Raw genomic sequence first — 23617 nt, 5'->3', positions numbered from 1 at the left:
CACGGCGGTTCCGTCGAACGGGTTACGCGGGTTCGGGCAACGGCTCACCGGTCTCGAGCAGCGTCTTGAGGCTCGACAGGATCGACGGCCAGCCGCCCTTGACCATCTCCAGCGCGGTGCTGCCCTGGTCGAAACCGTCGTGCACGACGGTCAGCTTCACCGTGTCGCCGACGGGTTCGAGGTCGAACGTGACCTTCGACCGCGACTCGGCCTGGAGCTTCGCCGACACGTCGTCGTCGAGGCCGACCGACTTGGCGAACTCCGGGGTGAAGGTGTGCCACGTGTAGGACAGCCGCCGGTACGGGTCGGACTCGAGGATGACCTGTTCGGGGTCTTCCAGCTTCACGCCGAGCTGCTCCCACGCCATCGTCGACCCGGGCTTCCAGTCCGAAGTGAACTCACAGCCCCAGTACTGCTTGGTGAAGACCGGATCGGTGAGCGCCCGCCAAAGCCGCTCCGGCGTCGTCCTGATGTAGCTGGTGTACACGAATTCGTCGGTGCTCATGGGTTGCTGCTCCAATGCCTTCTTGAGGTCGGCGAGCGCGTCGACCCGGCCCTGGTGGTACCGGTCGATCCAGCGTTCGGCGATCGCGTTGATCGGCTCCGCGTTCACGTAATGCAACTTCTCGCGGCCGCGGCGGACCGTGGTCACCAGGTTGGCCGCTTCCAGTACGGCCAGATGCTTGCTGACCGACTGCCGCGCCATGTCCAGCCCCGCGCACAGCTCGCGCAGGGTCTGCCCGTCGCGCGCGTTCAGGTCGTCGAGCAGCCGGCGACGGCTGGCGTCCGCCAGCGCCTTGAAGACCTCGTCCATGCCGCTCTCCCTGACATGCAGCCGTGCGGCTGCCTGTCTAGATTAGGCAGCCGCACGGGTGCATGTCAAGGACTCCGGATCAGAAGCGGCCGCAGTTCCCGTTGCCCGCCTGTCCGTTGAACACGCTCTTGAGCCACTCGGTGGCGTCGCCTGGAGCGGTCATCATGCCCAGGGCGTGGGAGAAGAACGGAGCCAAGGTCGCGAGGTCCTTCCACTGGACGTTGGCGCCCTTGCCGCACCAGTCCTTCGCCATCTGCTTGCCGACGGCGGCGGGGATGACGTCGTCCATCGGGCTCTGCTCCACCATGACCGGCATGGCGGGCTTGACGGTCCCGATCCTGTTCTCCGCGACGATCGCGTCGAACGGCGGCTGGGAAAGGAACGAAGACACCGGCTGGCCGCTCTTGGTCAGCGAACTCGTCTGCTTGCCCATGAACTTGAAGATCGAGTCCATCGTGCAGGTCTGCCGGGCCTCCAGGAACAGCTGTGCGCCCGCCGGGTTGGCCAGATCCATCATCCTGGCTTCGGGGTAGGCCTGGTTGATGCCGATCAGCGCGTAGCCGAGGAACCCGACGTACATGCCGCCGTCCAGCGACTTGGCCAGCGCGGCCTTGTCCGCGGGCGGCGCACCGGAGTAGACGCCCTTGACGTTCAGCTCCGGCGCGTAGGTGGACGCCAGCTCCGCCGCCGCCGCGGCAGCACTGCCGCCTTCGGAATAGCCGGCGATGCCCACCGGGCCGTTGGCAGGCAAACCGCCTCCCGGCAGCCGCTGCGCCGCGCGGATCACGTCCAGCACGGTGTGCGCTTCGGACAGCCGGTTCACGTACGGATGCTCACCACTGCCTTCGACCCACGGCCCGAGGTAATCGGTCTGCGCCACCGCGAACCCGGCGCCGAGCAACGCGTTGACGAAACTGCCCTGGAAACCGGACACCATGTCCTGCGAGCCCTCGCCCGCCAGCGTTTTCGAGGGCGCGCACTGTGGACCCATGCCGAAGGTGAACGGCGCGTAGGCCACGATCGGCCGTTCCCCGGGCCCGCTCCACGCGGCGTTCGGCACCAGGACCGTGCCGCTGACCGCGACCTGCTTGTTCTTGTTGTCCCGCGACAGATACTGGACGCGGGTGGCCTTCGCGCCGTTGTAGTTCGAGGGCTGCGACTTGAGCACGTCACCGTTCTGCCCCGCGGGCAACGGCGAAACCGGGCTGTAGACCGAAGTCGTGTCGGCGACGGCCGACGGCGCGTTGAGCGCCACCGCGACCAGCGTCGCGGCGACGGTGGCGATCAGGCCACGGCGAAAGGGAACGGACATACGGCAGCTCCACGGTGAGTCGGGACCGGGCAGGCGCCCAAGGGGAACCGATCGACCGCGGACTTTCAAGAGATGAAGACCGACCGGTCTTCAAGTTGTCAACCGCGGCCGACCGGCCGTTATCCGCTTTGTCACCGGGAAACGATCGGGCGGTTGATCGACGCGACGATCGCCGCCATCGCCGCTGTCTCAGTGCGGAAGGCCGTGCTGATCGTGGGCGCCGTCAAGGGTCCGCTTGATGACATCCAGACCACGGGACATCGCCTCGGCCATCGGCGCGGCCAGCTCGTCGGGGAGCACGTCGCGCGTCCACACCAACCGGCACCGCCGCTCTCCGTCGGCGAAGACCTGCATGGAGGCGCTGTCGTGCTCCGGTCGAACGCTGCCACCGACGACCGAGTAGACGATCCGGCGCGTGTCGTGATCGACGGTGACCCGCCTTTCCCGGACCACCGTGCCGTCGGCGAAGGTGACGACCCGGTGGTCGGTCTCCGCCTTGGTGTCCAGCGCGAACCCCGGTGCCATCCGCGAGGGCCCCGCGCCGAAGTCGCCGATCACCTCCCACACGTCGTCGGCACCGGACTCGATCACGATTTCCTTGCTGATGGACGCCATGTCCGTTCTCCCTCGGTCGGATGCGCTCAAGCCTGTCCCGTACCGGCCCCACAGGTCTTGAAGATCCTTGCGGAAACTGTCGGACCCTCCACCTAACGTCGGCGAGTGCTCTCCTTCGTCGATCTCGCCACCCGTCCGGAGTTCGCCGTCGCGACGGTCGACTGCCGGGACGATCACCGCGGCTGGTCGATCGAACGGCCGCGCGACGACGTGCGGCTCGTACTCGTGCGCCACGGCGGATTCCGCCGCCGGGTCCGCGGTGTCGGCACGGACCTCGACCACACCGTCGGCTACCTCGGGATACCCGGCGAGGAGGAACACTTCTCCCATCCCGCGGGCGGCGACCGGTGCACCTCGATCAGCCTGCAACCCACGCTCTGGCGCACCCTGGCCGGCGACACGCCAGTGCTGGAGCGCTCGTCGCTGTACGTGGACGGCGCGCTCGACCTCGCCCATCGACGGCTCCTGGCCGCCACCCGCGCCGCCGACACCGGCTATGCGGCGGCCGAGGGCCTGGTCGGCCTGGTGGCCACGATCGTCAGCCAAGTCGTGGCCACGACCATCCCGGCCGTCGACCGGGCAAGCGCCGGCGACCAGGCGCTGGTGGCCCAAGCCCGAGGTGTGATCGGCGACGGCCATCCCGCCGCGGCAGGCCTGATCCCGCTCGCCGCCCTGCTGGGTGTCTCGCCGTACCGGTTGAGCCGGGCCTTCACCCGCGAACTGGGAGTGTCGCTGACTCATTACCGCAACCGGGTCCGCGTGGGCCGCGCGCTGGACCGGCTGGAGAACGGCGACACCAGCCTCGCCGTACTCGCCGCCGACCTCGGCTTCGCCGACCAAGCCCACCTGTGCCGAACCGTGCGCGCACACCTGGGACACACGCCGACCGCATTACGCGGACTGCTCGCCTGATGCCACGAAAGAAGCGACGTGTTCGTCCCGGCTGCCTCCGCAGAGGACTGGCAGTCGGTCTTCGATCTGGTCGAGACACGCGGTTGGCGGTGGGAATTTCGTCAAGGCGCCACCGCGTCGCCCCCGCCTCACGTCGGCCGAGGAGATCGACTTCGACATCGATCTGCGGGAACTGCGGGGGCAGGCCGGCGTCGACACCCTCTGCGGGTTCCTCGCGGAGATCGGGCGGGAACTGCGCAAGCCGGTGCTCATGACGCCGGAAGGCGGAAGCCAAGCCCACCCGGTCCTCGGGTTCGATCCGACGCTCGACCGAGTGGTGTCGATGGCTGACCCACCCTCGGGCAGCTGACTCAGGAAAGAGGCGGAACGGCCATACCGCGCAGGTTGAACCGGATGCCGAACCGTTCCGCTATTCCGGGCACGGTGATTTCGGTGATCAGCTTCCCGGTGACGCGATCGAACCGCTTGATCTTGATGGGGGTCTCGCCGTCGAACGTCTCCTGCGTCAGGTTGATCGACCGGTCCGTGAAGATCGCCTGGCTGGACGAATCGCTGTCCGAGGTGAACCCGGTGTCGAACCGCGGCGCGGTGACCCCGGAGGCGATTTCGGTACTCATGATCCGGCCGTCGGCGGCGAGCCATTCGAGGTGGCCTTCCCGCACGGCTTTGGCGTCGTAAGTCTTCTGGGAGAACGTCTCGGGGTCGACCAGTTTCTCGGTGACGGGGCGTCCCTCGGCGTCGACCAGGGGCTGTTCGGCGTACTGACCGTTGCCGGTATTCCACGAAACGATGGTGATCCGGGGCTTGCCGTCGGCGTCGGCGTAATCGGAAAGGAACGTGATGACACCGTCGTGACAGGGCACGTGACGGTTGTGGTCTCCCGCGTCGAAGGCTCCTCGCCAGGCGAGGACCTTTTCCCGGCCTTCGGTTGCCGGGTACAGCTGGGAAAGCAGCTCCGGCTGCGCACCGGGATCGGCCTTCGAGCGCATGCCGGGAATCTTGGCCGAATCCGCGAAATGAGCTCCACCGTCGGTGGCGATTCCATTGAGGACACCGCCGCAAAGCGCGTTCATGAAGTAGTTTCCTTCGACCCGGTAGAGCCGGGAACCGGTCGAAGTGGTGACGGCCACCTGATTGGTGTAGCCGGATTCGGAGAAGCCTTCATTGTAGACCGAGACGAAACCCTTGTCGCCGGGCAAAGCGAAAGCCGACTGCTGATGCCCTGCCTTCTTGTTCTCGAAGCGGACCAGACCGTCCTTGCCGAGGATGTAGTCGCGGGTGTCGTCGCTGAAGAACAGCCCGGTCTCCGACCACGCGATATGCGACTCGGCCATGCCGCTGGTCTCGATCAGCTGGTTGCTTCCGTCGGCCCGCACCAGGACGAGATAGGCAGGCTGCCGCTTTTCCGGCGGGTTGTCGACCGAGGTGTCCGGGCTGAGGTAGAACGCGACGACGGTTTCGCCGAGCTTCACCACATCGGGATCGGTGATGTTCACCTCTGCTCCGCCATCCGGTGATGTACAGGCCGTCACGGCCAGAAGTGCGCAGGCGGCGAGCGCGACGAGTCGGGGGAGGCGCACCGGGCCGAATCCTCTCAGACGGTGGGCGGTGCGACCCGCACCCGGCAGGCCGCACCGTTCATCGAAACGTCGTTACTTGATGGTCTGGTAAACCACGGTGCTGCCGTCATCCTTGATGTTGTCGGGGTAGACGCCCAGCCCGCCGTTCTCGTCCAGGTCGATGTCGACGGAATCCTTGTAGGCCTTCCACACCAGCTCGGAGCAGTTCAGCTTCCCGTTGTTGTTGTACTTGTTGTTCGCGAAGTCCATGTCGTAGGCCAGACCGCGGAACTTGTTGTAGGCGTGGTTGGCTGCCTTGTCCCGGCTGGACTGCTTGGCGTTGACGGACATCTTGTAGATGGGGCCGCACTTTTTCAGCGTGGACGCCGTGACGGACCGGCTCGTGCTGCCCTTGCCGGGCGCCTCGACGATCGTCTTCGTCGTGTAGTAGATGCCGACGTGGTTGTGCTTGAACACGGAGGTCTTGGCGTAGGAGTGGAAGACATCTCCCTTGTTCCGCGCGTTTCCGACCGTTTTCTTCGCCGTGCAGGCACCGTCGTCGGAGGAGGCGATGCCGATCTCGCTCGACGCGGCCGTTTCCGCGGCCTGGGCGGGCGCGGCGAGCAGGCCGAACATCGCCGTTCCCGCCATCACGGCGGACGCCGCGGACGAGACCAGAATTCTCCCGATCTTGGACATGGATATCCCCTCTTCAAGCTGTGGACAGACGAATTGTGTTCGCACACAAGACTTCCGATGGGCAGACGTCATCGGAATCGGAGTTGCTACCGGGCCCCCGTCCGTTGACAGACATGAACCTAACCGCTCGGGAGAGCCTTGGGAGTCCAGCGAACACCTGACAGACCAGGCCGGACCACGACGCTAAGGTGGGAGTCAGCACTTTCGTCGCGATGAAAGTGCTCCGAAAACGCGAGCCGCCATACTGCCCCTGCCGAAGGTCCGCCCTTCACCACCCGCCGGTGTCGGTCCCTGGAACCGGCCGTGTCGCGAAAGCCACTTTCGCAACGTTGAAGGTTGCCAAAGTGGCTTTCGCAACCCGCCACCTTTGCCAAACCCCTCAACAGATCACCGGAATCGAGGGCGGACATGACCGGACCGAAGGCCCGCGTCGCCCGGGCCGGAAGTGATCACCCACGCAGGACGTACCCGACCCCCCGCACGGTGTGAATCACGGGCGGCGGTCCGAGCTTGTGCCGCAGCTGCGCGATCAGCACTTCGAGCGCGTTGGGCGTCGGGGGCACCAGTTCGTCCCAGCCCGCATCGGTCAGGTCGCGTCGCCGGACCGGCTCGCCCGCCGAGACCACCAGCCGGTGCAGGACCGCGAACTCCTTACCGGTCAACGTCAACGTGACGCCACCTCGTCGCGCCTCGTGCCTGCCGATGTCCAGTTCGAGGTCGAGGAACACCAGCACCGGCGCCGCTCCTGAGTCGCCACGGCGGCACAGGCTGCGTACTCGCGCGATCAGTTCGGCCATCGCGAAGGGCTTGACCAAGTAGTCGTCGGCCAAAGCCAGCCCGGCTATCCTGTCGGCGACCGTGTCGCGCGCGGTCAGGAACAGCACCGGGACCTCCCAGCCGTCCCGGCGGCGTTCGCCGACGTAGCCGAGGGAGTCCCCGGCCGGCAGCATCCGGTCGAGCACGACGCAGTCGTAGGCATTGACACTCAGTGCCTCGTCGGCGTCAGGGAGGTCCTTGGCGACGTCGACGGCGAACCCGGAGCCTCGAAGTGAAGCCTCGACGGCTAACCGGAGATCCTCGTCGTCCTCGGTGACCAGTACACGCACCAGACGACCGTAGCGCGATCACCCGGCGAGCTCTATCAACCAACCGCGGTCCGCGGCCTTCGCACCGGCCTGGAAGCGGCTGCGCGCGCTGAGCCGGCTCATCAGATCGGCCACCATCCTCCGCACGGTCCGTTCGGAGATACCGAGACGGGCCGCGGCGGACTCGTCGGTGTAACCGTTCATCAGCAGCGTCAGCAGGTCCAACTCGCGCCGGGTCGGCCCCGACCCGGCATACGACGGATCGGGGGTGCGTGGCGTCGAGGCGCCGCGAGGCGTTCCGGAGGGCCGCCACAATCGTTCGAACAACTCGGCCACGACCATCACCACGCTGGGCGCTCGGAACTCGGTGAGCTCACCGCACCGGCCCCCTGGAAGCAACGCGAGCGTGCCGTCGACGACCATCGCGGTCATCGGGACGGACGGCACGGCGCGGATTTCGGCGCCTCGGGAGGCGAACATGTCCAGCCGCATGGCCGCCTCCGGGAGGTTCCTCGCCTCGATCGGCACGAGTACCCGGTAGCGCACGCCGCGCCGCAGGTTGTCGAGGTCCTCGGTGTGGAGCATCGGCTGCGGCCCGGCCATCGCCACCAGGACGAGCACCTCACGGATCGCCGTCGAAAGCGTCATGTCCGCACGCGTCGCCCGTCCGCCCGGCGGGACGGGACGCGACCGGTCGAGTCCATAGTGGACGGTGTTCATGCCACTCGCTCCAGCTGCCTGGACGAAGCCCGCTTAGGTCCCAAGTGGACGGTCATGGCCCCGGCGAGCGAGAAGTCCCGCACGCGCGTCGTGACGATGGCGGCGCTGCGGCCGGTCGCGGGCAGTAGTGCCGCCACCTGGCCACGGGCCGCGGCGTCGTCGAAGACCACCAGCACCCGCCGACCGGCCAGCTCCGAGCGCCACAGCGCGGCTCGTTCGTCCGCATCGGCCGGGATCAGCGCGGGCGGGAACCCGAGGCCGCGCAACAGCCGCTCCAGCACCGCCGCGATGGCCAGTGGCCGGGATCCGCCGTGCAGATCGACGAAGAACTGGCCGTCGGGAAAGCGTTCGCTGACCCGATGGGCCGCGGCCACCGCGAGCGCTGTCTTTCCCATCCCCGCCGCACCGGTGACGACGACCGCGGGCGCGCACCCGGTCAGTGCCCGGTCCAGGACCACGAGCTCCCGCTCCCGGCCCACCAGCGGCTCGACCGCCCGCGGCAGCTCCCGTCGCGGCCGGTCCGGTGCCCCGGAACCGTGCACCGCCTGGAACGCCTTCATCAGCTCGGGTCCCGGGCGCACCCCCAGTTCGGCGGCCAGGAGCCGCCGCGCCCGGTGGAACGTGGCCAGCGCCTGCGCCGGCCGTCCCCTCGCGTGCTCCGCCCGCATCAGCCGCGCCCAGACGTCCTCTCGCAGCGGGTCGTCCACGGTCAATGCCTGCAGCGTGGCTACCGCGTCGGCCGTCCGCCCGAGCCCGAACTGGGCCTCGGCAAGCGATTCCCGCAGCTGCCGGTGCAACTCGTCGAGCCGCTCGACGGCGTCGTCGGCAAGGACATCCAACCCCTCGAACGGCCGCCCTCGCCACAACCGCAAACCCTGCTCTACCAGTGTCAACGCGGTTCCCGGCGTCCCCGCGGCCAGTGCCTGCGCGGCATCGCAGGCAAGAGCCGCGGCACAATCGGCGTCCAGTTCACCAGGGCCGACGTGCAACCGATAGGCCCCGGCCCGCCCTTCGATGCGGGGTCCGGCGTCGTGTTCCGGCAACAGCCGCCGCAGCTGCCACATGTACGTCTTCAAGTTCGCTTCGGCCGAAGCCGGCGCGGCCTGTTCCGGCCATGTGTTCTCGATCAGCCGGTCCACCGCGACCCACGCGTTAGGCTGCGTCAGGAGCGCGGCCAGCACAGTGGCGGGCTTTCCGCCGGCGGGCCGCCCCGTGACGCCGTCGCGGCCATGCACCTCGAGTGGCCCCAGGACCTGGAAGAGCACCATGCTCGCACCCCCTCGCTTCGTGTCTCCCTACGATCGCGCCATGTACCTGAGGTTCCGATGACAACAGAGCCAACAGGGCCAACCGGGCCAAGCGGGCCGACGGCGCGCGTGCTGGTCGTGGAAGACGACGAAGACCTCCGTGTGGCGATCACCGCCGAGCTGCACGGGAGCGGCCTGCCCGTCCTCGAGGCCGGTGACCTGGCACAGGCCGACGCCGAGCTGGCCACGGGCGGGTTCGCGTGTGCGGTATTCGATCGGATGCTGCCCGACGGCGATTCGATCGAATACGTCCATCGCCGCCGTCAGGAAGGCTGGGCGGTACCGGTGCTGTTCCTGACCGCGCGCGACAGCCTCGCCGACCGGGTCGCCGGGTTCGAGCACGGCGGCGACGACTATCTGGTGAAGCCGTTCGCGGTGGCCGAGATGAGCGCCCGCGTCCACGCGCTCTACCGCCGCGCGGGCGCCGGACGGCCGTCGGTGCTGCGCCACGAGGACCTCGAAATGGACTGCGCCCGGCGGCAAGTGCGTCGCGGCCGCACGCTGCTCACCTTGAGCGACAAGGAGTTCGCGGTGCTGGAGTACCTGCTTTCCCGCCCGGATCAGGCTGTTGGACGTGACGAGCTGATCGAGCACTGCTGGGACATGAGCACCGATCCGATGTCCAACGTGGTCGACGTGGTGATCCGGCGCCTGCGGGTGCGGCTCGGCGAGCCCGAGGTCATCCACACCGTCCGCGGCCGCGGCTACCGGATCGCGGACCGGTGAAGGGCTCCGCGGCCGATCGCCTCCGCCGCCTGCGGTGGCTGCTCACCTGGCTGTTCACCGGGCTGAACGCCGCCGGGCTGATCGTCTTCGCCTGGCTCGCCGTGAGCGCCGACCTGAAGCAGCGCGAAGTCCAACTGGACAGCGAGCTCGTACGCGTCACCGCACCGGTCAAACGGCTGATCATGGGCGAGGGTGACACCATCACCACCGCCTACGTCGGCCAGGACGAAGTGAACCGGCAATGCCCGCAGTTCGTGATCCTGCCCAGCGGCGCGGGCGGGTTCCCGCCCTACACGAGCGGCCGGACCTGCGTGCCGGTCGACGCCAAGCGACTACAGACTTTCGCCGACCTGTCGGTGCGGAACGGGGCCGTGCTCAACGGCTACAGCAGCGGAACCGCGGGCGAGATGGTCCGCGTCGGCGTCGAGCCGTTCCGCAACCGCAACAACCAGGAGTCGGGCGCCATCGTCGCGGTCGTCGACGCGCGAGACGCCCTCGCCGCGCATGACCAGCTGAAACTGCTGGTCATCGGCGGATGTGTGCTCCTGCTGGGTGCGATCGGCGTGACCGGGCACGTGCTGTCCGGACGCGCGATCCGGCCCGCGACCACCGCGCTGCAGCAACAGGAGGTTCTGCTCGCCGAGACCGCGCACGACCTCCGCACACCGGTCGCGGCGCTGCGCGCGTTGGCCGAAGCGGCGCTGCGCAACCCCGCCGAGAGCGACGAACTGCTGCCACGGACCGTCCGGCTCGCCGCGCGGATGGGCGGCATCATCGACGGCCTGCTCGTGCGTGCACGGCTGGCCGCCGGAGTCGAATCGCTGGCCATCCAGCCGGTGCGGCTGGACCAGCTCGTCGCGAGCGTCGTGGCGGAGACGCCGGCCGAGGGCGCGCAAGTGACGCTGGTGGCGGCGCCGTCGACTGTCTCCGCCGACCCGACACTGGTCCAGCGCGCGGTGGCCAACCTGCTCAGCAACGCGCTGCGCTACGGACGGCGTCCCGGCTACGAGGCCATCGTGCACGTCACCGTCGCCGGTGGTCAGGTGACCGTCGCCGACAGCGGACCGGGGATCGACTCGTCCGTCGCGGAGGAGAAGTTCGACCGGTTCACCAGCAGCGGCGGGTCGAGCGGGCTCGGCCTGTCGATCGTGCGGTGGGTCGCGCTCGCGCACGGCGGCAGGCTGCGCGTCTACAACGCCGAGGAGGGCGGCGCGATCTTCGAACTGAAGCTGCCGGAGGGGCCCTGACCGCGAAATGTATCCGAGCGGCTCCATTCTGTACCTCGTTCTTCTATGATCGGACGGTGCCGGAGAGGGGATTCAAGCGGCGGCTGCCGCTCACTGTGCTGGCTGCGACCTGCGTGGCCCTCGTCGTCGCCGTCGCCACCGGAGCGGTGAAACCCGTCCCCGGCTTGGGGCTCACGCAAGCCGGCCATTGGGTCGCCAGCCCCGCTCTCGGCTTGGTCTTCCTCGTCAACGGTGCCAACCGGAGCGTGGATGCCCAGGCCGCCGTGCCGGGTCTCGAACCCGGCTCCGACGTGGTCCAGGGCGACACGAGCGCCTACGTGGTCGGCCAGCGGCGGATCATCGAGTTCGGCAAGTCCGATCTCACGGTGAGCCGCACGGTGGACCAGCCGGTGACCGGGGAGCGGCCGTTCCTGCTCGAAACCGCGGGCGGGCCCTACCTCGTCTTCCGCGAGGCCGGGCGCGTCGTCCGGCTCGGCGACGCCTTCACGTCGATCGACACGGGCGGCTCCCTCGGCGATCCGGTCGCCACCTCGGATGGCACGGTCTGGCTGCAGCGCACGGGCGATGGGAAGCTGTGCCGGCTGGCAAAGGGCGCCGGCGCCGTCGGGTGCACCGTGCAGGCCGCCCGCGGGCATACCGGTGCGCTGACCGTCGTCGGTGACACCCCGGCGTTCGTCGATACCACGGCGAGCACCCTGCAGACCGTCACCGAAGCCGGGCTCGGAAAGCCGCTGCCCTTGAACGCGTCGTTCAGCGCGGGCGCGCAAATCGCCTCAGCCGACGCGGCCGGACGGATCGCGGTCCTCGAGCCGGGCTTGCGCAAGCTGTACCTCCTCGACGCGAGCGGCCTGAGCGCCGGGCGCGATCCCGGCCCTCCCAAGACCATCGACCTGTCCGATGGCCAGTACTCGCGACCGACCGCTTCGTCGTCCGCGGTCGTCCTGCTCGATCTGACCCGCAACACCGTGGTCACCTACTCCCCGGACGGCCTGCCGCGGCACTCGATGCCGATCCCGCCGGAGAACGGGTCGCCGAAGCTCTCGCGCGGCGAGGACAAACGGGTCTACATCGAAGGCGCGCAAGGCAACCACGTCCTGGTGGTCGATCCGGAGGGCACGGTCGCGAAGGTCGCGGTGACCGCCGACAAGCCGCCGGTCCCCCAGCCGACGACGGTGCCCCCGTCGTCGACGGTCCAGCTCCCCCCGCAGCGGGGGAACGGAGGCGACCGGCCACAGTCGCAGCCGAAACCGAAACCGCAGCCACCCGCGACGTCCCCCAAGGCGCTGGCAGCGAGCCCACCCGGCCTTCCCAGCGGTCTCCGCGCCACCTTGGCGGGCACGACGGCGAGCGTCACCTGGGGTGCGGCGGCACCGAACGGCGCGGCGGTGACGGGATACCGAGTGTCGTGGACGCCGTCGTCCGGATCGGGCGCGGGTTCGGCCGCGCTCGGCGGTGGCGCTCGGTCGACGTCGATCCCGAACCTGCGCGACGGCGTGACGTACACGATCGCGGTCACGGCGGAGAACCGCGCGGGACGAGGCGCCCCGGCCACGACGAGGGTCTCCCCGCCCGCGGGGCCGAAGCCGACGATCACCATCAGCCGCGGCAAGACCGGGACCTACGACGAGACGTGCGAGGCGCCGGCGTGCGCCAAGATCCGCGTGGTGATGAAGGGCTTCACCCCCGGCACCCGCGTCAAGGTCAGGCCGTGGTCGAGCGATCCGGACTACAGCAACGAGGGCCGCGGGTGCGACATCCCGGCCAGCGGGAACCTCACCTTCGAGGCGTTCGACTTCGGTCAGGTCGGCAACCAGGTGTGGGTGGTCACCGACACCGGTGTGAAGTCCAACGTCATCACCTGGAAGTCGGGCTAGCTAGCGAACGCAGCGGGCGCCGCGAACGCCCTTGCTCTCGCTTTCGTAGGAGTGCACGCCGTCGGTCGCCTGGACGACGAAGCAGTACTGCCGTCCGGGCTCGACATCGACCCGGTACGCCGTGCCGCTCTCGACGTAGTGAGTCTTCCGTGGCAGATCCACGCCCGCGACGATGACGGCGTAGTGCAGCGTGGATTCGGTGCTGCGCCAGGAGAGTTGGACGTACTTGCCGTGATCGACGGGATCGGCGAGGTCGAGCCGCACGGGATTGACGGTCGTGGCGGGCGCGCTGGACCCGGCGTCGGCGCTCGCGGGCGGCACGCTCAGCTCACGCGGCCGGTTCTGCAGCACGAAAACCACCGCCGCGGCGAGGACGACGGCCCCGGCCTCGACGTCGGCGATCAGCCGGGTTTTCCCCCTGCGGCGGGATTTCGCGTGCTCCGGGCCATAGTCGAGGATCGGCGCGCCAAGGGGGCGCGGAGTGGCCGCGGTGCCGGGCGTCGCGCCGAGCCGGGTGGCGACCAGGGTGGCGTCGATCGGGCGGGCACCGGGGTCACGTGCCAGCAGTGAGGCCACAAGCGGGCCCAGACCGGCGGGGAGGCCGGGCCGATCGATCGGCGCCGCCTGCCCGCTGAGCACGCGCAGGGTCAGCTCGTCCACGGTGTCGCCCGGCTCTTCCCGCGCAGGGGAACGGCCGGTGAGCGCGAAGTACAACAGGGCGCCGAGGCCGTAGAGATCGGTACGTTCGTCGCGGGTGCCGTCGGTGATCGTTTCCGGCGCGAGGAATCCGACGTCGGAATCGCCGGGGAACGACTGCCGCAGCGCGAGCCCGAAGTCCGCCATCACCGGTGCACCGGACGCGCGGAAGAGGACGTTGCCGGGCGTCATCCCACCGTGGACGACGCCCGCCTGGTGCGCCGCGGCCAGCGTCGTCGCGAGTGCTTCGCCCAGGGAAAGCACGTCCTGGATGGAAAGCGGCCCGAATGTCCCGACGAGTTCGGCCAGCGATTGCGTGCAGAGTTCCATCCGGACGGCGAACCGGCCGTCGGGCAGTTCCTTCGCCTCGGCGGGGATGAGGACCGTGCCGAGCTCGCTCAGCGAGTCCAACGCGGAGAGTTCCTTCTCCAGCTCACCGCGGGTGCGACGGTCGACGCGACCGGGATACACCTTGAGCGCGAAGGCCTCGCCGGTCATCTCGTCCATCCCGGCCAGCACGGTGGCGGACGGGCCCTCGCCCAGCGGCACCAGCTCGTCGTCTTCCATCGTCCCCAGTCTGTCATCCGCGGGCCGTCGACGGCGAGCATGTCCGGTTATTGCCGCCTCCGCCCGATGTACCGCGGATGTATTCGTCATGGACCCCGGTGGGTCACTCTTGCCGCTGCGGCGGTGGTTTCCCCTCGCCCATGACCAAAGGAGGCGAACATGAAGCGGAATCTGCGGCGCGCGGCCGTCTACGGGGTGGCCGGACTGGCGACCGCCGCGATCGGCCCGGCGACGGCGAACGCGTTGGTGGACAGCTCGACCGACAGTGCGGCCCCTGCCCCCGCACCGGCACCGGCGCCGGTTCCCGCGCCGGCGCCTGTGCCCGGGACCGCGCCGGTCGCGCCAAAGCCGGTGAACGTCTTGCCGAAGGCACACACGGCGCCCGCACAGCCGGCCGCGCCCAAGCCTGTGCATCACGTCAAGCCCGCTGCGGCCCATCGCGCGACCGTACCGGTCGCGTTGTCGAAGCCGCAGGTGAAGAAGGTGCGACAGGCGCCTCAGCAGAAGCGGTTCGTGGTGCAGGCGGCGGCCAAGGCGCCGACGGTGTCTCCGGTGAAGCTGACCATCGCCCCTGCCACGCCGAAACTCGACACCGCGATCAAGGCCGTCGACGACGCGCGCAAGACCGTCAAGAACGTCGAAAAGACGTTGCGTGACGCCAAGAAGCGGCTCGCACAGTCCGAAAAGGACCTGAAGAACCTGCGCGAGTCGATGAAGCCGACGTCGGGCAAGAAACCTTGCCACGACCACAAGGCCAGGCACGACCGGATCAAGAAGGCCGACCTCCCCGGCGATCTGGCGAAGCGCCTGGAGGCCCTTCGCACGAAGGGAAAGACGACCTCGAAGTCCACGCACAAGTCGGGCAACACGGTCACGAAGACGGCGAGCTCGTCGGGCAACGGCGCTTCTTCGTGGTCCAGCGCGACGTCGACCAACGGCACCGTCTCCGCCAACGCCTGGTGACGCGATGACCGCCACGCTGGAACCCACCCGGTACATCGTGATCCCGCAGGACGTCTGGGAGCGCGAAGACGCGCCACCACCTCCTCTCGACGAGTTCGAGCCCTGCCCAGAAGATGAAGCGGAATACCCCGCAAGCGAAACCGAACCGCTGAGCTTGGGCGCATACACCGGCCTCGGCGGCGCTACGGGCTCGTTGGTCTTCGGCATCGCGGCGGGCGTAGTGGTGGCGTCACCGATGGGCTTGGTGGTCGGTGTGGCGGCGGGCGTCTTCGGCGGCCTGATGGGCCATTCATTGGCCGAAGAAATCTACGACCGGAAGCATTGAGCCGAGGATCGCGAAGGTCTCGGAGAGGGGGATCGGGAGTGGTAATGACGATTCTGACCGTCATTACCATTCCCGACGCGCAGAAGTGCGCCCGCTTCGACCAGCCTCGGCATTGACCGAATGCGCAGTCGAATTCTCATTGGGTGCAGCGGCGCGAAGCGCGCCGAGAATAGGAGGTCCGATGGAAACCGCAGGACGTCCACTGACCAGGTCGATACTGTATGGCCTGTCAGGCGGAGCGTTGTCAGTTCTCTTTGTTCTCGCTGCCGCACAACAATCCGAGGCGGCTCCCGCCGCAGGTGGTAAAGGTGGCTCGGGCGCCCCCGTTGACCTGCACAAGGTGCGCGAGCTTGCCAAAGGTTCGGGCCAACGGCGGGAGGCTGAGCAGGCGCAGCGGAAAGCCGAGGAACCCAAGGCGGAGAAGCCGAGGGAGAACCCCGCACCACGCCGCAGTGTTCCCGTGGGCGGCAAAGGCGGCACAGGCCAACCAGTAGACCTACGCAAAATACGGGAAATCGGCAAAAACCCGGACAAACGACGACAAGCCGAACAAGCACAACGCAAAGCCGAAGAACCCAAGACAGAAAAACCAAGAGAAAACCCCGCACCACGCCGCAGCATTCCCGTAGGCGGCAAAGGCGGCACAGGCCAACCAGTAGACCTACGCAAAATACGGGAAATCGGCAAAAACCCGGACAAACGACGACAAGCCGAACAAGCACAACGCAAAGCCGAAGAACCCAAGACAGAAAAACCAAGAGAAAACCCCGCACCACGCCGCAGCATTCCCGCAGGCGGCAAAGGCGGCACAGGCCAACCAGTAGACCTACGCAAAATACGGGAAAACGGCAAAAACACGGACAAACGACGACAAGCCGAACAAGCACAACGCAAAGCCGAAGAACCCAAGACAGAAAAACCAAGAGAAAACCCCGCACCACGCCGCAGCATTCCCGTAGGCGGCAAAGGCGGCTCGGGCCAACCGGTAGACCTACGCAAACTGATGAAGGTCGGTAAGGATAAGGACCCGAAGGACCATGTCGCCGGCAACGTGCTCGACGAGGCCCGGGAAACCATCGTGGAGGGTTTGGAGTCGGTTCCGGCCGCTGTCGGAGGCTTCATTCGGGCGAACCAGGACGCCACGACGTGGTCCGAGGCTGATCCGGACAGTGAGGAGTGGCGCGCGGCCGACAAACGCATCAAGGAACGCGGTGAGGCGGTCGCCGCGGTAGTGCGAGATCCCGGCAAAGTGGTGGAAGAAGTCATCCGTCCTTACAAGGAGGACTGGAACAGCGACAAGCCGGAACGTGTCGCCGGCCGGGCGGCGGTCGACATCGGCACCATGTTCATCCCCGGTGTCGGCGTCAGCAAGAGAGCGCTCAACGCGACCGAGGCGTTGTCCGGAGGGCGGGGACCCGATGTGGGCACCATCGCCAGGCCGCGCCCGGACAGTGAGTCCGGCAAGGAATCGGCGACGGCAAGCCCCCCTACCCGCCCGGACAGTGTCACTGGGACACCGAACCAACAGAATCCGCCCGATCGAGCCGACAGTGCGCCGTCGGCCGGCACTCAAGGCTCCGAAGCGGGCACGACCGCATCCGGGACAGCTTCCCGCTCACCGAACGATGGCGATCGGCGCGGTAGCAGGGTGCTCCCGAACCCGGTGACGCAACTGCCCACGTTGCCCCGCACCAGCTCCCCTGCCCGTCGCCCGGCCGACACATCCCGGCGGGACACCGACACTCCGTCGTCGCGGACGTCCGACGCCGGCAAATCCAGGCAGCGGCCGAGCGACCGCACGCCGGAAGCCGGAAAGGCGCGGGACAAAGCAGACGCGGATACCCGGTGCCTTACGCCGAACAGCTTCGTACCCGGCACTCCCGTCCTGCTGGCCGATGGCACCTACAAACCGATCGAACAAGTCACCCTCGGCGACCGCGTACTCTCCACCGACCCCGTCACCGGCCTCACCGAGGCCCGACCGGTGATCGACCTCATTCCCGGCCAGGGCCTGAAGGAACTGGTACGGATCACCGTCGACACCGACGGCGACCGGGGCAACGCCACCGGCACCGTCACCGCTACTGACGAACACCCGTTCTGGGTCGCCGACACCGGCCGCTGGACCGACGCCGAAGACCTGGGCCGCGGCAACCTGCTCCGCGCCCCCGACGGCCGCTTGCTGGAAGTCGTCGCCGTGCACGAGTGGACACAACGGCAGCAGGTGCACAACCTCACCGTCGAGGGCCTGCACACGTACTACGTCAACGTCGGCGGCCAAGACGTTCTCACCCACAACGCGGGTGGCGAGGACTGCTCCAGCGATTCCGCCCGGTCCATGACCCGGGAGCAATGGCAGGCGGACCAATCTCGCCGGCGTGCCGAGCAGTCGGTCTCCGATGTCGATCAACCACTGGAGAACCCGCATCCGAACGCCGCGCAGGAGGGTCACGGTCACAGCAGACATGGCTACCAAACGACGGACGCGGAGCAGGCCACGCGAGTACGCACCGGCATAGCCCCGGATGGGCTGCCTGCGAAAGCCGGCCGCGCCTCCCGGTTCCGCAGCGCACAAGCAGAAGCTGAAGCGCTGGGGCGGGGGCGCACCGAGCTCGAAGCTCACCTCCGCGATGGCAAGGTGCCTTCCTACACTGATCCCGTGACAGGTCAACAGCTCTATGTGCATCCGGTTACCGGGAGACCGGTCCGGCACCCGGTGAGTGTGACCACGAACGACCTTCGGGGGTTCGGCGAGTCAGCGCAAGTCGCGCGCCGGGTCGGCGGGCCGAGTAGTCCCCCCGTGCTGGACGCGAACGGCGAACGCATTTCCGATCTCGTCGTAGGACCCCAAATGACCGCCACTGTGAGCTACGAGTACGTACCGAGCACGAACGAGTGGCGCCCAGTCACCTACTACCCGGAGCCGTGAGACCAATGACACCTACCCCACAGGACGCGCTGCTCAACGAGTTCATCTCGTACTACAACTCCGACGAGCTCGAATTGTTCATCCACGACAACCTGGAGGAACAAGCCGACGAGTCCGCGGAACGGATGGTGCACATCCTCGGTGATCGCGCCGTCGAGGTGGCGAGTTTGATGCGGGAAATGGCCGCCGACCCCGCTCATCCGTTCTACCGGACCATTTGCAAGCGCACGATGTACGACTGGGACGAAGATCAGGACTCGTGGGCCAAGTTCCAGCAGCTCGCACAGCGCGTGTCCGACGGGATCACCAAGGCCACCAGCGGCTGAGAAGGCAGACTCAGATGGTCGTGAGTGTTTTGTGTCGTTCTGGCGAGCCTCCTCTTAAGTACCTACTGCGTGGCCTGCGGCGCTTCTTGCGTGAAGTGAAGTACATGAAGGCCTCCTTCATGTACTGGGGAAGGGGCCTTCACGCGCTGTCGCTGTAGTGCCGGGGCTCAAGATGGCGTTCCTGCCCGCCCTGCCTCACGCCGGGCCAAGCTCAGCCCAGCATGCCGTGAGGGGCTCCTTCCCTACCCTCAGAGTAGGGAAGGAGCCCTTCACGGACCTGCGATCCCGGCACGCCGCCCGCCGTAGGTACCTGGAACACGATTCGTTCTAACGACACAAAACACTCACGACCCCAAGCCACCGATGTACTGGGGATATCCCTTTCCTGTACCTAGCCGATTACGCTGAGCCGGTGGCATGATGAGCCGAACGGTCCGGCGGGATCGACTTCGCAGGGGGCAAGGTGAGCAAGTCCAAGGCCGGGGAGGCCTTCGAACTGATCGCGGCGAACATCCAGGGGGTGATCCGCGGCAAGCCGGAGGTCGTCCGGCTCGCCGTGGCCGCGCTCTTCGCCGAGGGACACCTGCTCATCGAAGACGTGCCCGGCCTCGGCAAGACAACGCTGGCCCGCTGCCTCGCCCGCAGTATCGGCGGCAGCTGGAGCCGGATCCAGTTCACCCCGGACCTGCTTCCCGGCGACATCACCGGCGTCACCGTCTACCACCAGAAGGACGAGCGGTTCGCGTTCCATCCCGGCGGCGTCTTCTCCAATATCGTGGTCGCCGACGAGATCAACCGCGGTACCCCGAAAACGCAGTCCGCGCTGCTCGAGGTGATGGCCGAGCGGCGGGTCACGGTCGACGCCGTCGGGCACGAGGTGCCACGGCCGTTCCTCGTCATCGCCACCCAGAACCCGATCGAGATGGAGGGCACCTACCGGCTGCCCGAGGCCCAGCTCGACAGGTTCCTGATGCGGCTTTCGGTCGGCTACCCGGATCTGCAATCCGAGGTCATGGTGATCATGGGTGACTGCGCCGGGGTCTCCGCCGACGACCTGCCTGCCGTGGTCGACATCCCGACGCTGCTCGACGCCATCGCCGAAGTCCGCGCCGGCCACCTCGATCAGGCCGTCTGCGAGTACGCGGCCCGGATCGCCGCGGCCACCCGAGTGCACTCCGCCGTCCGGTTCGGTGCGAGCCCGCGTGGCAGCATCGCGCTCGTCCGGGCCGCGCAAGCGATCGCCGCGACCGGAGGCCGCCAGTTCGTCACTCCCGACGACATCAAGGAAGTCGCCGTCCCGGTCCTCGCACACCGGCTCGTGCTCACCGCGGAGGCCGAGCTCAACCTGCGCGGCCCCGCGGACATCGTGGCCGAAGTGCTCGCGTCCGTCCCGGCGCCGGCGATGAACCACGCGGGCCGCTGACCATGCGGCTGACCGCCCGCGGTGTGGTCCTGCTCGTGGTGTCGATATTGCTGCTCGCGGTCGCCGAGTGGGCGGGCTATCCGCTGTTCCGCGTCATGGGCGCGGTCGGGCTCGCCGTGGTGGCCGCCGCGGTCGTCGTCACCGCACGCGGCCTGCGCGTCGACGTCTCCCGCGAGATATATCCGGACCGCGTCGAACGCGGACGCCCGGCGCTCGCGAAGCTGACAGTCCGCAACCTCGCCGGACGTCGCCAGCGCGGGTTCGACGCCTGGGACAAGGCAGGCGCCGCCGTCCAGACCGTCCGAGTCCGGTCGCTCGCTCAGAACGCCGAAGCCACCTACCGCTACGAACTGCCGACCGGCCGCCGCGGCAGGCTCCCGGTCGGACCGCTGACGCTGCACCGGGTGGACCCGTTCGGCTTGGCAAGGAACCGGCTTTCAGCCGGGGAGACCGCGGAACTCTGGGTGCATCCGCGCCGTCATCCCGCCCGTGCCCTGATCGGCGGCTACCCGCGCCATCACCACGACGGAAGGACGACCGACTCGCTGCGCGGCTCACTCGATCTGCGCGACGTCCGCGAGTACCAGCCAGGCGACGAAGTCCGGCACCTGCACTGGAAGGCCACCGCGAGGACCGGCCGGATGATGGTCCGCGACTACGCCGATCCGCAGCAGCCGCGGTTCACACTTCTGCTCGACACCCGCCGATCGTCCTTCACACCCGAGGTCTTCGAAGAAGCGGTCGACCTCGCAGCGTCGGTGCTGCACGCGTCCGCGATGGCCGGGCATCACACCCGGCTCGTCGGTTCCAGTGGTCTCGACCTCACCACCGCCGGCGGCCCGCTCGGTTCGCGGCTTCTGCTCGACGAGCTGTGCCAGATCGGCCAGGACACCGGGGAAACGCTCGTGACCCGCGAGCTGGCGGCCGCACGTGACCAGGGCGGCTGTCTGATGGCCGTCACCACCGGCAGGGTCGACGGGCTGACCACCTTGCGGCCACGCTATTCCTCGCTCTTCCTCGTCGACCTCGCGGCGGCCGAGCCGATCGCCGTTCCTGGCGTCCGCGTGATCTGTGCCGCCGACGCCGCGCACGCGGTCCGCAGATGGAACGAGGTGGTGGGATGAACCGCCTCACCACCGCGTTGATCCTGCTGGCCGCCGCGGTCGCGGGACTGTTCTTCGCCCCGGTGTTCGGCGTGACGGCGTTGCTCGCACCTATCGGCGTCCCGCTGATACTGGCCTTCGGCGTCACCGAGCTGTGCTCACGCTGGGAATCCCTGGTGCCGTGGCGGACGTTGCTGCTGCTGATCGTCGGGCTGGCCGGCGTGGTCGAGACCGTGCTCTACTCGACGACAGCCACCGGTTTTCCCACCGGGGCAACGTTTTCCGCGCTCGCGGACGGCGTCACCGAATCCTGGCGGCTCGCGCTGCAGTCGACCTGGCCGGCGCGACCGGAGCCGTCCACGCTGCTGTTCGTCCCGTTGCTGGTGCTGCTGGCCGGGGTGCTCGGTGTCGAGCTGCTCCGGCTGAGGCGGCCGATCCTGGCGCTCCTTCCGAGCTTTACCGTCGTGGTGGTGAGCCAGCTTTACCAGGCGACGTCCGGATTCCCGGCCCTGTTCGGCGGGCTCGGGTACGCGGCTGTCGCGGGCGGGGTGTTCGTCCTGATGCCGCAGGCCGACGTGGAAGGTCACCGCAGGAAGGTGTCCGTGCTGGCGTTGGCTGTGCCCGCGTTCGTGCTCGGCGTCACCGGCGCGCTCGTCGCGAACCTGCTCGTGCCCGCTCCCGGTCCGGCCTACTCGCTGAAACAGGATCAGCTCGCCGAACTCGACGCGCGAGTCGCGAACCCGCTGGACGACCTGGCCTACCGGCTGGAACATCCGGACACGCCGGTGTTCTCCTTCCGCGGCGACGCCGACACCGACCGCTGGCCACTGGTCGCCTTCGACGACTTCGACGGCGTCAACTGGAGCCCCGGCAGCCGCTACCGGCGGCTCGGCACCGAACTCGCGCCCGGTCCGGCGGTGGCCGTGCCCACGCACCGGCGGTCGGCGACGATCACCACGAGCGGCCTGGCCGGTCCGTGGCTGCCCAGCCAGACGTGGCCCGCCGCGGTCGGCGGGATCGCGCCGCTGGTCGAGGAATCGCAGGGCAGCCTCTGGCTGCCACGCCCCAATGACGGCCCACAGCGGTACACCTTGAGCTGGTGGTCACCGGAGATCCGCCCGGCGGATCTGCTCGACGCGGCGCTCGACTCCTCCGCTCCCGGCGGTCTCGCGGGCATCGGCGACGTGCCACCGGAAGTCGGTCAGCTCGCGCGTGGAGCCGTCGGCGGGCTGCGTCCCAGCTTCAGGATCGCGCTCGCGCTGGAGCGGTTCTTGCGCGAGCACTACCGGCTGGCCACCGGAGCCGACCTGCCGAGCGGGCACAGCTGGCCGCAACTGCGGAAGTTCCTCTTCGAGACCAAACTGGGCACGAGCGAGCAGTTCGCGAGCGCGTACGTCGCGCTCGCGCGGACCCTCGCCATCCCGGCCCGGCTGGTGGTCGGTTTCCGGACACCTGACAAACCGGATGCCGACGGCGACTACACCGTCCACAACGGCGATGTCGTGGCCTGGCCGGAGGTCGCCGTGTCCGGCGTCGGCTGGGTGGCGTTGGATCCGACGGGCGCGGCGCGCACCGCGACCGGTAGCGCGAACAGCCTCGCGGCGGTGACCGCGCAAGCTCGAACGCAGCTGCCACCGGCCGAGCAGCTACAGGACCGGCCGCTGCCCGGCGGCGATTCCGGCCCCGGGGACGACGGCACCGGAGACGGCGGCTGGACGTTCCCGTTCGGTCCGGTCCTGGTCGCGCTCGCGGCGCTGGTGGTGGCGTGGTTCGCCGGGATCCCGCTGGCCAAGGGTGCGCGTACGTGGCGGCGGCGACGTCAGCCGGGCATCGGCGCGGTACTCGGTGCCTGCCGGGAGGCCAAGGATCGGCTACGCGAGCACCGCGTCCCGTGCACCGCGGGCATGACGGTCCGCGACCTGGCGGCGGTCGCTCACGGCACCGTCGACCAGTCCACAGTAGACGGCTTGCACCTGTTGGCGTCCACAGTGGACGTCGCACTGTGGTCGGGCGTGGGCACCGGTCCACACTCCGGGCCGCAGGCGTGGGCAGCGGTGCGGGAAGTCCGACGCGGCCTGGCCAAGCGTGGCCTGCGCGCGCGGCTACGTGCCGCCGTGAGCCCCCGCACTTTGTTGCCCGCTCGGTGAACGCGGGGCGGTCCGCCCTGTCTTACGCCTCCGAGGCGTGGCCACACGCACCCGAAGCCGCAACTTTCGGCACAGCGGTGAAAACGGAGCCCACTGACCAAGCGCACACGTAGATCGCCCGAACGCATATCGACGAGTACCAGCCTGATCGACTACCAACGCCACCTGTCACCAGCGGGACCGACATCAGCCGCCTACAGCGAGAACAGATCGACCGTTGACGCCTGCGTGAGCCTACGAATTCCTCGCCGCCACGCCACCGAAAGGC

Annotated in this window: 20 protein-coding genes; 11 read left to right on the top strand and 9 right to left on the bottom strand. The window is 68.5% G+C overall.

Annotation, left to right across the window (positions count from 1 at the left end):
• Positions 1–22: 22 nt before the first annotated feature.
• The 3 genes from DL990_RS34980 to DL990_RS34970 form a co-directional block, all read right to left on the bottom strand.
• Positions 23–814: a metalloregulator ArsR/SmtB family transcription factor gene (locus DL990_RS34980; RefSeq protein ID WP_125786061.1), complete on the bottom strand. Its 792-nt coding sequence runs from the start codon at positions 812–814 to the stop codon at positions 23–25.
• Positions 815–893: 79 nt separating this feature from the next.
• Positions 894–2126, bottom strand: coding sequence for a lipase family protein (locus DL990_RS34975; protein WP_125786062.1), 1233 nt, complete (start codon positions 2124–2126; stop codon positions 894–896).
• 189 nt (positions 2127–2315) lie between these two features.
• Positions 2316–2741: an SRPBCC family protein gene (locus tag DL990_RS34970; RefSeq protein ID WP_125801279.1), complete on the bottom strand. Its 426-nt coding sequence runs from the start codon at positions 2739–2741 to the stop codon at positions 2316–2318.
• Between the two features lie 105 nt (positions 2742–2846).
• On the opposite strand from DL990_RS34970, the gene DL990_RS34965 reads away from it, so the two are divergent.
• Complete coding sequence (locus DL990_RS34965) at positions 2847–3653, top strand: helix-turn-helix domain-containing protein (protein WP_125801278.1); 807 nt, start codon at positions 2847–2849, stop codon at positions 3651–3653.
• A 350-nt stretch (positions 3654–4003) separates the two neighbouring features.
• On the opposite strand, the gene DL990_RS34955 is transcribed toward DL990_RS34965, so the two are convergent.
• From DL990_RS34955 to DL990_RS34935, 5 genes are all read right to left on the bottom strand, one after another.
• A complete protein-coding gene (locus DL990_RS34955) occupies positions 4004–5233 on the bottom strand; it encodes a hypothetical protein (protein ID WP_125786065.1) in 1230 nt (409 codons plus the stop codon).
• 72 nt (positions 5234–5305) lie between these two features.
• On the bottom strand, positions 5306–5911 hold the full coding sequence (locus DL990_RS34950; RefSeq protein WP_158632688.1) for a YiiX/YebB-like N1pC/P60 family cysteine hydrolase: 606 nt from the start codon (positions 5909–5911) through the stop codon (positions 5306–5308).
• Positions 5912–6360: 449 nt separating this feature from the next.
• The gene (locus tag DL990_RS34945; protein WP_125801277.1) at positions 6361–7017 is read right to left on the bottom strand and encodes a response regulator transcription factor; all 657 of its coding nucleotides are present in this window, start codon (positions 7015–7017) and stop codon (positions 6361–6363) included.
• Positions 7018–7035: 18 nt separating this feature from the next.
• On the bottom strand, positions 7036–7716 hold the full coding sequence (locus DL990_RS34940) for a helix-turn-helix transcriptional regulator (RefSeq protein ID WP_125801276.1): 681 nt from the start codon (positions 7714–7716) through the stop codon (positions 7036–7038).
• Positions 7713–8984 carry a BTAD domain-containing putative transcriptional regulator gene (locus DL990_RS34935; protein WP_125801275.1) on the bottom strand — a complete coding sequence of 424 codons (1272 nt, stop codon included), beginning with the start codon at positions 8982–8984 and terminating at the stop codon, positions 7713–7715. The genes DL990_RS34940 and DL990_RS34935 overlap by 4 nt, the downstream gene beginning before the upstream one ends.
• A 57-nt stretch (positions 8985–9041) precedes the next feature.
• Here DL990_RS34935 and DL990_RS34930 point away from each other — a divergent pair, with 57 nt between their 5' ends.
• Genes DL990_RS34930 through DL990_RS34920 form a run of 3 tightly spaced genes read left to right on the top strand, consistent with a single transcriptional unit; the run spans position 9042 to position 12870 of the window.
• A complete protein-coding gene (locus DL990_RS34930; protein ID WP_199746726.1) occupies positions 9042–9749 on the top strand; it encodes a response regulator transcription factor in 708 nt (235 codons plus the stop codon).
• Entirely contained in the window at positions 9746–10996 is a 1251-nt protein-coding gene (locus DL990_RS34925) for a sensor histidine kinase KdpD (RefSeq protein WP_125801274.1), read from the top strand. Before DL990_RS34930 ends, DL990_RS34925 begins: the two co-directional genes overlap by 4 nt.
• 56 nt (positions 10997–11052) lie before the next feature.
• On the top strand, positions 11053–12870 hold the full coding sequence (locus tag DL990_RS34920; RefSeq protein WP_125786071.1) for a fibronectin type III domain-containing protein: 1818 nt from the start codon (positions 11053–11055) through the stop codon (positions 12868–12870).
• Here DL990_RS34920 and DL990_RS34915 read toward each other — a convergent pair whose 3' ends face one another.
• Positions 12871–14133 carry a protein kinase gene (locus DL990_RS34915; RefSeq protein ID WP_125801273.1) on the bottom strand — a complete coding sequence of 421 codons (1263 nt, stop codon included), beginning with the start codon at positions 14131–14133 and terminating at the stop codon, positions 12871–12873.
• 159 nt (positions 14134–14292) lie between these two features.
• Here DL990_RS34915 and DL990_RS34910 point away from each other — a divergent pair, with 159 nt between their 5' ends.
• The 7 genes from DL990_RS34910 to DL990_RS34880 all read left to right on the top strand — a co-directional run bounded on the left by DL990_RS34910 (position 14293) and on the right by DL990_RS34880 (position 23349).
• Positions 14293–15096, top strand: a complete 804-nt coding sequence (locus DL990_RS34910) for a TMF family protein (protein WP_125801272.1) — start codon at positions 14293–14295, stop codon at positions 15094–15096.
• 4 nt (positions 15097–15100) lie between these two features.
• Positions 15101–15421, top strand: coding sequence for a hypothetical protein (locus tag DL990_RS34905; protein ID WP_125786075.1), 321 nt, complete (start codon positions 15101–15103; stop codon positions 15419–15421).
• 181 nt (positions 15422–15602) lie between these two features.
• Positions 15603–18350 (top strand): Hint domain-containing protein, encoded by a 2748-nt coding sequence (locus DL990_RS34900; protein ID WP_125801271.1) that lies wholly within the window; start codon positions 15603–15605, stop codon positions 18348–18350.
• Positions 18351–18355: 5 nt separating this feature from the next.
• Positions 18356–18676, top strand: a complete 321-nt coding sequence (locus DL990_RS34895) for a hypothetical protein (RefSeq protein WP_125786077.1) — start codon at positions 18356–18358, stop codon at positions 18674–18676.
• A 463-nt stretch (positions 18677–19139) separates the two neighbouring features.
• A complete protein-coding gene (locus DL990_RS34890) occupies positions 19140–20099 on the top strand; it encodes a MoxR family ATPase (protein WP_125786078.1) in 960 nt (319 codons plus the stop codon).
• 2 nt (positions 20100–20101) lie between these two features.
• Positions 20102–21223: a DUF58 domain-containing protein gene (locus tag DL990_RS34885; RefSeq protein WP_125801270.1), complete on the top strand. Its 1122-nt coding sequence runs from the start codon at positions 20102–20104 to the stop codon at positions 21221–21223.
• Positions 21220–23349, top strand: coding sequence for a DUF3488 and transglutaminase-like domain-containing protein (locus tag DL990_RS34880; protein ID WP_158632687.1), 2130 nt, complete (start codon positions 21220–21222; stop codon positions 23347–23349). Before DL990_RS34885 ends, DL990_RS34880 begins: the two co-directional genes overlap by 4 nt.
• Positions 23350–23617 lie beyond the last annotated feature (268 nt).

Origin of the sequence: Amycolatopsis sp. WAC 01416, from assembly GCF_003947485.1 — a bacterium.
Classification (GTDB): domain Bacteria; phylum Actinomycetota; class Actinomycetes; order Mycobacteriales; family Pseudonocardiaceae; genus Amycolatopsis.
The sequence above is the reverse complement of the archived record's forward strand: the minus strand, read 5'-3'. Positions and strand labels throughout refer to the sequence as shown.

Coding starts and splice junctions, on each gene's coding strand:
- DL990_RS34980 (WP_125786061.1), bottom strand. CDS start 814: ATGGACGAGGTCTTCAAGGCGCTGGCGGACGCCAGCCGTCGCCGGCTG.
- DL990_RS34975 (WP_125786062.1), bottom strand. CDS start 2,126: ATGTCCGTTCCCTTTCGCCGTGGCCTGATCGCCACCGTCGCCGCGACG.
- DL990_RS34970 (WP_125801279.1), bottom strand. CDS start 2,741: ATGGCGTCCATCAGCAAGGAAATCGTGATCGAGTCCGGTGCCGACGAC.
- DL990_RS34950 (WP_158632688.1), bottom strand. CDS start 5,911: ATGTCCAAGATCGGGAGAATTCTGGTCTCGTCCGCGGCGTCCGCCGTG.
- DL990_RS34940 (WP_125801276.1), bottom strand. CDS start 7,716: ATGAACACCGTCCACTATGGACTCGACCGGTCGCGTCCCGTCCCGCCG.
- DL990_RS34935 (WP_125801275.1), bottom strand. CDS start 8,984: ATGGTGCTCTTCCAGGTCCTGGGGCCACTCGAGGTGCATGGCCGCGAC.
- DL990_RS34930 (WP_199746726.1), top strand. CDS start 9,042: ATGACAACAGAGCCAACAGGGCCAACCGGGCCAAGCGGGCCGACGGCG.
- DL990_RS34915 (WP_125801273.1), bottom strand. CDS start 14,133: ATGGAAGACGACGAGCTGGTGCCGCTGGGCGAGGGCCCGTCCGCCACC.
- DL990_RS34910 (WP_125801272.1), top strand. CDS start 14,293: ATGAAGCGGAATCTGCGGCGCGCGGCCGTCTACGGGGTGGCCGGACTG.
- DL990_RS34905 (WP_125786075.1), top strand. CDS start 15,101: ATGACCGCCACGCTGGAACCCACCCGGTACATCGTGATCCCGCAGGAC.
- DL990_RS34900 (WP_125801271.1), top strand. CDS start 15,603: ATGGAAACCGCAGGACGTCCACTGACCAGGTCGATACTGTATGGCCTG.
- DL990_RS34895 (WP_125786077.1), top strand. CDS start 18,356: ATGACACCTACCCCACAGGACGCGCTGCTCAACGAGTTCATCTCGTAC.
- DL990_RS34885 (WP_125801270.1), top strand. CDS start 20,102: ATGCGGCTGACCGCCCGCGGTGTGGTCCTGCTCGTGGTGTCGATATTG.
- DL990_RS34880 (WP_158632687.1), top strand. CDS start 21,220: ATGAACCGCCTCACCACCGCGTTGATCCTGCTGGCCGCCGCGGTCGCG.